The 10,943-nt window shown below is 71.5% G+C and carries 10 protein-coding genes; 7 read left to right on the top strand and 3 right to left on the bottom strand.

The window, feature by feature from the left end:
• Nucleotides 1-5: 5 nt before the first annotated feature.
• Nucleotides 6-860: an endonuclease domain-containing protein gene (locus ACIBO1_RS01285; protein WP_396740501.1), complete on the bottom strand. Its 855-nt coding sequence runs from the start codon at nt 858-860 to the stop codon at nt 6-8.
• A gap of 438 nt (nt 861-1,298) precedes the next feature.
• Here ACIBO1_RS01285 and ACIBO1_RS01280 point away from each other — a divergent pair, with 438 nt between their 5' ends.
• From ACIBO1_RS01280 to ACIBO1_RS01250, 7 genes are all read left to right on the top strand, one after another.
• The gene (locus ACIBO1_RS01280; RefSeq protein ID WP_396741454.1) at nt 1,299-1,964 is read left to right on the top strand and encodes a response regulator transcription factor; all 666 of its coding nucleotides are present in this window, start codon (nt 1,299-1,301) and stop codon (nt 1,962-1,964) included.
• A complete protein-coding gene (locus ACIBO1_RS01275; protein WP_396740500.1) occupies nt 1,961-3,019 on the top strand; it encodes a sensor histidine kinase in 1,059 nt (352 codons plus the stop codon). Before ACIBO1_RS01280 ends, ACIBO1_RS01275 begins: the two co-directional genes overlap by 4 nt.
• Nucleotides 3,020-3,185: 166 nt before the next feature.
• Nucleotides 3,186-4,325 (top strand): acyltransferase family protein, encoded by a 1,140-nt coding sequence (locus ACIBO1_RS01270; protein WP_396740499.1) that lies wholly within the window; start codon nt 3,186-3,188, stop codon nt 4,323-4,325.
• Nucleotides 4,277-5,344, top strand: coding sequence for a threonine/serine dehydratase (locus ACIBO1_RS01265; RefSeq protein WP_396740497.1), 1,068 nt, complete (start codon nt 4,277-4,279; stop codon nt 5,342-5,344). Before ACIBO1_RS01270 ends, ACIBO1_RS01265 begins: the two co-directional genes overlap by 49 nt.
• Nucleotides 5,345-5,441: 97 nt before the next feature.
• Nucleotides 5,442-6,569 carry a D-alanine--D-alanine ligase family protein gene (locus tag ACIBO1_RS01260; RefSeq protein WP_396740496.1) on the top strand — a complete coding sequence of 376 codons (1,128 nt, stop codon included), beginning with the start codon at nt 5,442-5,444 and terminating at the stop codon, nt 6,567-6,569.
• The gene (locus tag ACIBO1_RS01255; RefSeq protein WP_396740494.1) at nt 6,566-7,201 is read left to right on the top strand and encodes a M15 family metallopeptidase; all 636 of its coding nucleotides are present in this window, start codon (nt 6,566-6,568) and stop codon (nt 7,199-7,201) included. The genes ACIBO1_RS01260 and ACIBO1_RS01255 overlap by 4 nt, the downstream gene beginning before the upstream one ends.
• A 121-nt stretch (nt 7,202-7,322) precedes the next feature.
• Nucleotides 7,323-8,003, top strand: coding sequence for a hypothetical protein (locus ACIBO1_RS01250; protein ID WP_396740493.1), 681 nt, complete (start codon nt 7,323-7,325; stop codon nt 8,001-8,003).
• Nucleotides 8,004-8,071: 68 nt separating this feature from the next.
• Here ACIBO1_RS01250 and gabT read toward each other — a convergent pair whose 3' ends face one another.
• Together gabT and ACIBO1_RS01240 are read right to left on the bottom strand one after the other, a co-directional pair.
• Nucleotides 8,072-9,379, bottom strand: coding sequence for a 4-aminobutyrate--2-oxoglutarate transaminase (gabT, locus tag ACIBO1_RS01245; protein WP_396740491.1), 1,308 nt, complete (start codon nt 9,377-9,379; stop codon nt 8,072-8,074).
• 4 nt (nt 9,380-9,383) lie between these two features.
• The gene (locus ACIBO1_RS01240) at nt 9,384-10,820 is read right to left on the bottom strand and encodes a gamma-aminobutyraldehyde dehydrogenase (protein ID WP_396740490.1); all 1,437 of its coding nucleotides are present in this window, start codon (nt 10,818-10,820) and stop codon (nt 9,384-9,386) included.
• Nucleotides 10,821-10,943 lie beyond the last annotated feature (123 nt).

Raw genomic sequence — 10,943 nt, 5'->3', positions numbered from 1 at the left:
GGGTGTCAGTGGGTGAGGAGGGAGTGGATGGTGGTGACGATGTGGGTGGGGCGGCGGTAGAGGTCGTCGGCGGTGAAGTAGCGCATCCGCCAGCCCTGGCCGGCCAGCCAGTTCGACCGGAAACGGTCGTAGTGGAACGCGTCGGGGTCCAGGTGGGACTGCCCGTCGTACTCGATGCCGATCCGACGCTTCCGATAGGCGAGGTCGATCCGGTACAGCGGCATGCCGTACCGGTCGTGCAGCCAGAGTTGTGGCTCCGGAGCCGGCAGTCCGGCGTCCACGAGAAGCAGTCTCAACTGACTCTCCTGCCGGCATTCCGATCGGGGATCAGCCAGGTTGATCAGTTCCCGTGCCTGGCGGACGCCGCGCAGGCCCCGATGGTGCCCAAGCTCGTCACGGAGATCGTCGCGGTGGCAGGCGGCCACCCGTAGGCAGAGGTCGAGCACCGGAAGTGCCTCCGTCCGCCGAAGCGCTCTCGCCAGATCGGCGGCACATCGGGCGGCCGGGGCGCAGGGCAGTCCGCGAACCAGGACGGGATCGCGTACCGGCACGACGGACTCGTGCGTCACGACTCCACGGATCTGCGGCACGGCTGAGCCCGCCGGCACGATGACATGGCACCTGGTCGAGCGTGCGTCCCCGAAACCGTGCAGCATCGCGCCGGTGTGGAACCCCGCCACCGCGCTGTCGGGCAGGCGTTCGAAGATCGCTGCGAGGCGGTCCTCGGTGTCGGCGGCGGGAGGTCCGTAGACACCCCGGGTCAGTCGAAGCATCGACCCCTGCGCGACCCGCCCCCGTACCTGCCCCCGACTCCACCCCGACGCCAGCAACTCCGAGTAACGGACCAGTCGCTCTGTCATCCTGCCACTGTTCCGGCCCACCCCGGCCGCCGTCCGCCCCTGTGGAAGACGGGCTGGGTCGGCTGTGGATAACCCGCCAACCCTCGGCTGCCCGCGCCGGTCGGCGGCTCGTGTGGTGGCATCGATCATGGAGTCGTGGCGATCACGAAGCAGGCCAAACCCTCCCATACCCATAGCCACAATTCCTTGATCGACGCGGATAGGGGGTGGGGTGGGGCGGAGGTCGGGTGTGAGGGTGAGGTGGGTCACTCTCTGTCACGTGGTGGGGGTGGGGGTGGGACGTAAGTACTGATCAGGCGCACGGGGGCGGTTGGCGCACGCGGGCATTTGTAGTGACGTCGTCGACGTGGAGTATTGCTGCGGCGGGCACTTACGTAACCCTTATCTTCCGCCTGCGAACGTATGCCCGGCAGACGACGGATCACGGGGGCGAAGAGCGTGCGGGTGTTGGTGGCGGACGACGAGCGGCTGCTGGCGGACATGGTCGCCGAGGGCCTCAGGCGGCTCTCGATGGCGGTGGACGTCTGCTACGACGGTGACGGCGCGTTGGAGCGGATCGGGGTCAACCGCTACGACGTGGCGGTGCTGGACCGGGACATGCCCGGCCACACCGGCGACGAGGTGTGCCGCAGCCTGGCCGGGTCCGGTTCCGGTACGCGGGTGCTGCTGCTCACCGCCGCTGCCGGCATCCGGGACCGGGTGGAGGGTCTCGGGCTCGGCGCCGACGACTATCTCACCAAGCCGTTCGCCTTCGCCGAGCTGGTCGCCCGGGTGCAGGCGCTCGGTCGGCGGTCCGCGCCGGCGGTGCCGCCGGTGCTGGTGCAGCACGGGGTGGCGCTGGACGTGGCGCGGCACTCGGTCACCCGGGACGGCCGGTCGGTCAGCCTGAGCCCGAAGGAGTTCGCCGTGCTGCACGTGCTGATGCGCGCGGACGGGCGGGTGGTCAGCTCCGAGGAGCTGCTGGAGCAGGCATGGGACGAGTTCGCCGACCCGTTCACCAACACCGTCCGGGTCACCATGATGACCTTGCGGAAGAAGCTCGGTACGCCTCAGGTCATCCACACCGTGCCCCGGGCCGGTTACCGGATCGGCGCCGCGTCGTGACTCCGCGTCGCAGGATCGTGCTGGTCGGCGTGGTCGCCCTGGTCGCCGGGTACGCCCTGCCGGGGCTGACCGTGTCGGTGGTGAGCGAGCTGTGGTGGCGGGTCCGGGGGCTCTGCTCCAGCGGGCTGCCCGGCGGCGGGTTGGTGTGCGAGCCGGCGCAGGGTCTCAGTGGTCTCGCGCTTCCGCTGCTGGCCCTGGGCGTGTTCCTGCTCGCGGTGGCGGCGATCTGGGCCGCCGCGGTCTGGTGCCTGCGTCCGGTCCGGGACCTCGCCGGTCCGATCTCGAACGTCGGGCCACAGAACCTCGGCTACCGGATCCGGATGCGCGGCAACGACGAGGTGGCCCGGCTGGCCCGGTCGCTCGACGAGATGATGGAGCGCATCGCCGCCGGGTACGAGGGGCAGCGGCGGTTCGCCGCGAACGCCTCACACGAGCTGCGTACGCCGTTGGCCGTGCAGCGCACGCTGATCGAGGTCGGGATGGCCCGCTCCCTCAGCGGCGAGCAGTTGGAGCTGGTGACCGGCCAACTGTTGGAGACCAACGAGCGCAACGAACGGCTGATCGAGGGACTCCTCGCGCTCAGCGAGAGCGACCAGGGGCTGCGGTCCCGCCTGCCGCAGCGCCTCGACGAGGTCGTCAAGGAGGTGCTGGCCGCGTACCAGGACCGGATCACCGAGGCCGAGGTGACCGTCAGCACCCACCTGGAGCCCCGGACCGTGATGGGTGAGCGGGTGCTGCTGGAACGCCTGGTCACCAACCTGGTCGAGAACGCGATCAAGTACAACCACCGGGGTGGCGCGATCAGCGTCACGGTCGGCCGCAACCCGGCGCTGACCGTGGTCAACACCGGCCAGGTGGTGCCGGCCGAGGCGGTGTCGGGCCTCTTCGAGCCGTTCCGTCGGCTGGCCCGGGACCGCACCAACCAGAGCGGCGGCGCCGGTCTCGGCCTGGCCATCGCCCGCTCGATCACCCAGGCGCACGACGGGCTGATCGCCGCCCGTCCCGCCGAGTACGGCGGACTGCGGGTCGACGTCCAGCTACCCCACGCGCCCTGAGCCGACGAGACCGTCGCCCCGCCACCTCGGTGGCGAATCCATCGGCATAGGTCACACCAATTCTCGGTCCACAGTGAACGCTTCACCCTCGGAAATCGTCGTTTCGTCCGGAGCATCACCTTTCGCCTGCGCGAAATGTCCGTCCTTCGTCGGATGAGGAGACCCTGTGCGCACTCCTGAGCTGGTCGCGCCCACCACCGGCGCCCGCCCGAGCGGCGGGCGGTTGGACTGGGCGGATGTCGCCAAGGGCGGCTGCATCCTGCTGGTCCTCCTCTGGCACGTGATCATGAAGGACTACCTCCAGATCGACTGGCGGCTGGAGGTGCCGGTGGCGGGCGCCTGGGGGACGCTCGGCGAACTGCTGCTGCCGATGCGGATGCCGCTGTTCTTCACCATCTCCGGGATGTTCGCGGCCACCGCCGTGCAACGCCCGTGGCGGGCGGTCGGCCGCCCGCGCGTCGCCAGGTTCCTCTACCTGTACGTGATCTGGCTGCTGATCCACACCGCCCTGCTGGCCCTCGCGCCGGGCTTCCCGACCGACCGGGCGACAAACCCGGGGGAGTTGCTGGCACAGCTGACGGTCACCCCGTCCAACCTCTGGTACCTGTACGCGTTGGCGCTCTACTTCGTACTCGCCAAGGCGTTGCGGCGGGTCCACCCGGCGCTGCTGCTGGCCGCGGCGGGTGCGCTCAGCGCGGTCGCCGCGGTGGGGCTGCTCGACACCCCCGGCAACCGGGGCGGGCTCTATCAGAACCTGGTGTTCTTCCTCGCCGGCCTGCACCTGCGCCAGTACGTGCAGCGTTGGTCGGCGGGGGTGACCAGCGGGCGTCTGCTGCTGGCGGTCGGCGGGTACCTCGCCGTGCTGGCCGCCGTGCGGGTGACCGGAGCCGGGCAGGTGCCCGGGGTGACGCCGCTGGTCTCCGTCGTCGCGGTGCTGGTCGGCGTCGCCCTGGCGGTGCAACTGGCGCGGTGGCCGCTGATCCGCGAGCCGCTCGCCGCTCTCGGGCGCCAGACGCTGCCGATCTACGTGATCCACATGCCGGTGCTGGCACTCCTGCACCGACTGATCGCCGAACCCATCGCCGACCTGGGTGACTCCGCCCGGCTCGCGTTGGCCCTCGGCTACCCGTTCTCGCTCACCGTCCTGGTGCTGGCGCTCAGCCTCGGCCTGCACCGGGCGTTGCTGGCGGCGCGCGCGACCTGGCTGTTCGACCTGCCGGCTCGCCGCTCGCCGATCGACTCGACAAGGGAGACGACATGTCCCACACCGATGCCGCCGAACCCGATCGGCCAACGGTCGACGTGACAGCGGCCGCGCGCTGGCTCGACGGCCAGGTGCTGCGTACCCCGCTGCTGCGGTCCCCGGTGATCGACCGGCTGGTCGGCGCGCAGGTGCTGCTCAAGGCGGAGAACCTGCAGACCGGCGGCTCGTACAAGATGCGGGGTGGGCTGTACGCGGTGGGGCGCCTCGCCGCCGCCGGTCACGGCGGTGTGGTCGCGCAGAGCACCGGCAACCACGCCGTCGCGGTCGCCCTGGCGGCCCGCCGGCACGAGATGGCCGCCACGGTGGTGCTGCCCGTCGACGCGACGCCGTCGAAGGTGGCACGGGCTCGCGGGGCCGGTGCCCGGGTGGTCCTCGCCGGATCCAGTGTGGAGGAACGGCTGGCGGTCGCGCGCCGGATCAGCGACGAGACCGGTCACCCGATCGTCGACGCGTACGACCACCCGGACGTGATCTCGGGACAGGGCAGCGCCAGCCTCGAACTGATCGAGGACGCCGACCGGGCGGGCACGCCGCTGGACACGTTGATCCTGCCGGTCGGTGGGGGCGGCGGTGTCGCCGGTGCCTGCCTGGCCGCCTCCGACCGGCCCATCGACGTGTACGGCGTGGAGCCGGTCGGCTGCGACTCCCTGGCGCACAGCCTGATCGCCGGTCGACCGACGCCGGTCCCGCCGGCGGCGACGATCGCCGACGGGCTGCGGCCGTCCTGCGTCGGCGAGCTGCCCTTCGACATCCTGCGGACCCGCCTGCGGGGCGTGATCCGGGTGGACGACGACGAGATCGCGGCGGCGTTCCGGCTGCTCCTGATGGAACTGAAGGTGCTGGCCGAGCCCTCCGGTGCGGCCGGTCTGGCCGGTGCCCTGAGCCTGGCCGCCAACGGTGCGACGCGCGTCATCGTCGGCTCCGCCGCACCGGTCGTCGTACCCGGCGACGGCTCTCGACAGCGCACGGTCGGCGTGGTGCTGACCGGCGGAAACGTGGAAGCGGACCTGGTCGCCCGGCTGGCGACCCCGGTCCTGCCAAGAGAAGGAGTGGCGGTATGAGCGAGCGGAGTGGCGGCATGAGTGAGCGGAGCGAGCGAATCATCGAGTCCAGGGTGGTCGTGCCTCATGGCGGCACGCAGCGGAGCGGAGTGGCGGCATGAGTGCAGAGGTTCGGATCGGGATTCTGTTCGGTGGGCCGTCGGCGGAGCACGACGTCTCCTGCGCCTCGGCGCTCGGCGTGGCGCGGGCGTTGTCCGGCGGCGGGTACCGGGTCGTCGCCATCGGGGTGACGCGCAGCGGCCGTTTTCGCCTGATGCCGGACGACGTGTTACGTCAGTTCCTGGAGGGCACCGGCGGGGAACGGGCCATCGACGACCGGTTCGCGGTGACCGGCCCGGCGGTGGAGTTGCGGGCCGGGTGGCGGCGCGGCACCGCCCTGGTCACCGCAGCCGACCCGCCGGGTGCGGTGCAGGCCGAGTTGGACGTGGTCTTCCCGGTGCTGCACGGCCCGTTCGGCGAGGACGGTGTGGTGCAGGGGCTGCTCGAATCGCTCGGTGTGCCGTACGCGGGCTGCGGCATCCTCGCCTCGGCGGTCGGCATGGACAAGGTGGCCATGAAGCGGGCGCTGCGGGCCGAGGGGGTGCCGGTCACGCCGTACGTCTCCTTCGACGCGCCGACCTACCGGGCCGCCGAGGACCCGGAGAAGCTGGTGGTCGAGCTGCGTCGGCCGCTGTTCGTCAAGCCGGCCCGGATGGGTTCCTCGATCGGGATCTCCCGGGTCGGTGAGGGCGACGACCTGGCGGCGGCGGTCGAGGAGGCGCTGCGACACGACAACCTGGTCATCGTGGAGCAGGGGGTCACCGCGCGGGAACTGGAGTGCGGCGTACTCGGTGGGAACCGGCCGGAGGCGTCGGCGGTCGGCGAGGTCACGGTCACCGGCGGCTGGTTCGACTACCAGCAGAAGTACTTCGGCGACAGCGACCCGATGGTGGTCCCGGCGGTGCTGTCGGACGAGGTGGCCGAGCGGATCCGGGAGTTGTCGCTGCGCGCGTTCGCCGCGATCGGCGGCTGGGGGCTGGCCCGGGTCGACTTCCTCTATGACGAGGCGGCCGGCGAACTGTACGTCAACGAGCTGAACACCATGCCCGGCTTCACCGCGCACTCGATGTACCCGAAGGTGTGGGCGGAGAGCGGCGTCGGCTACCGGGAGATCGTGGACCGGCTCGTCGCGTTGGCGATCAGCCGGCACGCGGAGCGGCCCGGCGGCACGGGGGACGTGCCGTGATCCTGCTCTGCGATCCACGGGTCGCGGCGGTGCCGGGCGCGGACGACGGTGAACCCCTCGTCGACCTGCGCGGGATTGCGGAACTGCGGCTGGACGGGCGGGCGGCCGACCCCGAGGGTGCGTACGCGCGACTGCGCAAGGGGGTTGCGGAGCGGTTGCTGGCCGCGCAGGACGCGCTGCCCGACGGGCTGCGCCTGATGGTGATCGAGGGTTACCGACCGTACCGGGCGCAGTTGGAGATCTTCTCCGGCTATCACGACGAGCTGCGGCGGGCGCATCCCGACTGGTCGCCGGAGCGGGTGTACGAGGAGACCACGAAGTTCGTCTCGCCGGTCGAGGTCGCGCCGCACAGCACCGGTGGTGCGGTGGACCTGACGCTCTGCACCGCCGACGGGGTGGAGGTGGACATGGGTACGGCGGTCGACGCCACCCCGGAGGCGAGCGGGAACGCCTGCTTCACCGCCGCGCCGACGATCGGCGAGGCGGCCCGCCGGAATCGCCGCATCCTGGTCGACGCGTTGACCGGCGCCGGGATGGTCAACTACCCGACCGAGTGGTGGCACTGGTCGTACGGGGATCGGTACTGGGCGCTGCTGACCGGAGCCCCGCACACCTGTTACGGACCGGTGTGACCGGCATGCCGCAGGGTTCATCCGAAACTTTGTTTTCGATACGTGTCACGCCGGTGAACTGGATAGCGCTCCCAAGCCGTACCGACACCTGAACGCAGGCGGTGAGTACGGGAGGCGACAGGTGAGGCTGCAACGGAAGCACGTGTTGGCGGCGGGGGTGGCGGTGGTCGCCGCGGCGACCGTGGCGGTGGGCACCGGGCTCGGGTTCGCCGACAGCGGCCCGACCGGGCAGAGTGCCTGCCCCGGCTCCATCACATTCTCGGCGGAGGGCGGCGCGCCGGGCGCGACCAGCGACCGGTTCCCGGTCGGCACCCGCCTGCGGGTGACCAACCTGGACAACGACAAGTCGGCGGAGGTGACCGTGGTCGGACCGTCCGGCAGTTGCGTGCTGCTCAACTCCGCCGCCATGGAGTTGGTCCGCGAGCCGGGCCGAAACGTCATCCGGCGCAACCTCGTGGAGCGCCTGGACGGCCCGGCGGCGCGACCGGACACCGCAGCGCCGGGCGGGCCCGCCGACCGGCCCGGCTCGTTCTCCCCGCCGGCCGCCCGACCCGGCACGGCGTCGGCCTGCCCGGGCCCGATCACCTTCTTCGAGGAGGCGGCCGGACCGGGCGCCACCAGCGACCGGTTCCCGGTCGGCACCCGACTGCGGGTGACCAACCTGGACAACGACAGGGCGACCACGGTGACGGTGACCGGCCCATCGGCGAGCTGCGTGCTGCTCAACTCCGCCGCGATGGAGCAGATCCGCGAGCCGGGTAAGAACCTCGTCCGCAACAACGTGGTCGAGGTGCTGCGCTGAGTTGCGCTGAGCTGAGCTGTTAGGAGGGGTCCCCTGCTATGCACGAGGCGTTAGCAGGGGACCCCTCCTTACACAAAGGCCGCGTCGAGGATGTCGAGCCCTCGGGTGAGGTCGGCCTCGGAGATCACCAGTGGGGGCAGGAAGCGCAGCACGTTGCCGTAGGTGCCGCAGGTGAGCGTGAGCAGGCCGGCGGCGTGGCAGGCGGCCGAGATCGCCGACGCGGCGGCCGGGTCCGGGGTCAGGGTGCCCGGCTGCACCAGCTCCATGGCGAGCATCGCGCCCCGGCCGCGTACCTCGGCGATCCGGGGATCGCGTGCGGCGATGCTCCGCAGTCGGGCCGTCATGGTCGCGCCGATCCGCCAGGCGGCGGCGGCCAGGTCCAGCTCGTGCAGGGTCTCGATGGTGGCCAGCGCGGCGGCGCAGGCGATCGGGTTGCCGCCGTACGTGCCGCCGAGGCCACCGACGTGCACCGCGTCCATCAGCTCCGCCCGCCCGGTCACGGCGGCCAGCGGCAGTCCACCGGCGATGCCCTTGGCCAGGGTGATCAGGTCCGGCTCGACGCCCTCGTGCTGGCAGGCGAACCAGTCGCCGGTGCGGCAGAAGCCGGTCTGGATCTCGTCGGCGACGAAGACCACCCCGGCCGCCGTCGCCCAGGTGCGCAGCGCCGGCAGGAACCCCGGTGCGGGTACGACGAAGCCGCCCTCGCCCTGGATCGGTTCGATCAGCAGCGCGGCCACGTTCTCCGCGCCGACCTGCTTCTCCACCATCTCGATGGCCCGGGCCGCGGCGGTGGCGCCGTCGAGTCCGCCGTCCCGCAGCGGGTACGACATCGGCACCCGGTAGACCTCACCGGCGAACGGCCCGAACCGGTGTTTGTACGGCATGTTCTTCGCGGTCAACGCCATGGTCAGGTTGGTCCGGCCGTGGTACGCGTGGTCGAAGACCACCACCGCGGGTCGACCGGTGGCGTGCCGGGCGATCTTCACCGCGTTCTCCACCGCTTCGGCACCGGAGTTGAACAGCGCCGACCGCTTCTCGAAGGCGCCCGGGGTGAGCGCGTTGAGGCGTTCGCAGACCGCCACGTACGACTCGTACGGGGCGACCATGAAACAGGTGTGGGTGAACCGTTCGACCTGGGCGCGTACCGCCTCGACCACCCGGGGCGCGGAGTTGCCGACGTTGGTGACGGCGATGCCGGCGGCGAAGTCGATCCACTCTCGACCGTCGACGTCGGTGACGGTGCCGCCCGAGGCGCTGTGCACGTAGGAGGAGATCACGCTGCCGACGCCCCGGGCCACGGCGGCGCCCCGCCGTTTGTGCAGGTCGTCCGAGGACGGTGTCGGTGGCACCGTACCCGGCTCGTTTCCGACGCTCACCGGCTCAGCCCTCGATGTTGTGCATGACGTGCTTGAGCCGGGTGTAGTCCTCCAGGCTGTAGACCGAGAGGTCCTTGCCGTGCCCGGAGTGCTTGAAACCGCCGTGCGGCATCTCGGAGACGAACGGGATGTGGGTGTTCACCCAGACGCAGCCGAAGTCGAGCCGCCGGGTCATCCGCATCGCCCGACCGTGGTCCCGGGTCCAGACCGAGGCGGACAGGCCGTAGTCGACCCCGTTGGCCCAGCGCACCGCCTCGTCCTCGTCGGAGAACCGCTGCACCGTGATGACCGGCCCGAACACCTCGTCCTGGATGATCTCGTCCTGCTGGCGCAGGCCGGAGACGACGGTGGGCGCATAGAAGTAGCCCCGCTCGCCCACCTGCGCGCCACCGGTCTGCACCGCGGCGTGGTCCGGCAGGCGGTCGACGAAGCCGCGGACCCGGGCGAGCTGGTTGGCGTTGTTGAGCGGGCCGTAGAGCACGTCCTCGTCGTCCGGCCCGCCAGTGCGGGTGTTGCGGGCCTGCTCGGTCAGGGCGGCGACGAAGTCGTCGTGCACGCCGGGGCCGGTGAGCACGCGGGTCGCGGCGGTGCAGTCCTGGCCGGCGTTGAAGTAGCCGCCGGTCGCGATGGCCTCGGCCGCCGCCGCGACGTCCGCGTCGTCGAAGACCACCACCGGTGCCTTGCCGCCCAGCTCCAGGTGGGTGCGCTTGAGGTCGGGGGCGGCGGCTGCGGCCACCTCCATGCCGGCCCGGGTGGAGCCGGTGATCGACACCAGTTGCGGGGTGGGGTGCGCGACGAGGGCCCGGCCGGTGTCCCGGTCGCCGCAGACCACGTTGAACACGCCCGGCGGCAGGTACTCGGCGGCGATCTCGGCCAGCAGCAGCGTCGACACCGGCGTGGTGTCCGACGGCTTGAGCACCACCGTGTTGCCGGCGGCGAGCGCCGGGGCGATCTTCCAGACCGCCATCATCAGCGGGTAGTTCCAGGGCGTGACCTGGGCGCAGACCCCGATCGGCTCGCGCCGCACGTACGAGGTGTGCCCGGCCATGTACTCGCCGGCCGACCGTCCCTCCAACAGCCGGGCGGCCCCGGCGAAGAAGCGGAACTCGTCCACGGCCGGCGGCAGTTCCTCCTCGGCGGTGAGCTGCCGGGGCTTGCCGGTGTTGCGTACCTCGGCGTCGACCAGGTCGGCGGCCCGCGCCTCGACCGCGTCGGCGAGCTTGAGCAGCGCCTTCTGCCGCTCGGCCGGGGTGCTGTCCCGCCAGCTCTCGAAGGCGGTCGCGGCGGCCTTCATGGCGGCGTCGACGTCGGCGGCACCGGAGACCGGGGCCTGGGCGAACGCCTCCCCGGTACACGGGTCGATCAGGTCGGCGTAGCCGCCGTCGGCCGGCGCGACGTACTCGCCGTTGACGAAGTTGCGCAGCTTCTGCTGGTCACTCATGACTGGATCACTCCGAGGGGTCCGGGGGCCGCGCTGCGGCGGTTATCGCAATCTTCGTGCCATCTTCGCTACTGAATTCGCGGCAGACAAGGTCTAGCGCGACCGTTTCCGTGGGCGACTGCC

The organism is Micromonospora sp. NPDC049903, assembly GCF_044460945.1.
GTDB lineage: Bacteria > Actinomycetota > Actinomycetes > Mycobacteriales > Micromonosporaceae > Micromonospora.
Note: the sequence above shows the minus strand (reverse complement) of the source record. Positions and strands in the feature narration are given on the sequence as shown.

Bases quoted from the DNA above. Each gene is read 5' to 3' on its own strand.
- ACIBO1_RS01285 (WP_396740501.1), bottom strand. From the start codon at position 860: ATGACAGAGCGACTGGTCCGTTACTCGGAGTTGCTGGCGTCGGGGTGG.
- ACIBO1_RS01265 (WP_396740497.1), top strand. From the start codon at position 4,277: ATGTCCCACACCGATGCCGCCGAACCCGATCGGCCAACGGTCGACGTG.
- ACIBO1_RS01260 (WP_396740496.1), top strand. From the start codon at position 5,442: ATGAGTGCAGAGGTTCGGATCGGGATTCTGTTCGGTGGGCCGTCGGCG.
- ACIBO1_RS01240 (WP_396740490.1), bottom strand. From the start codon at position 10,820: ATGAGTGACCAGCAGAAGCTGCGCAACTTCGTCAACGGCGAGTACGTC.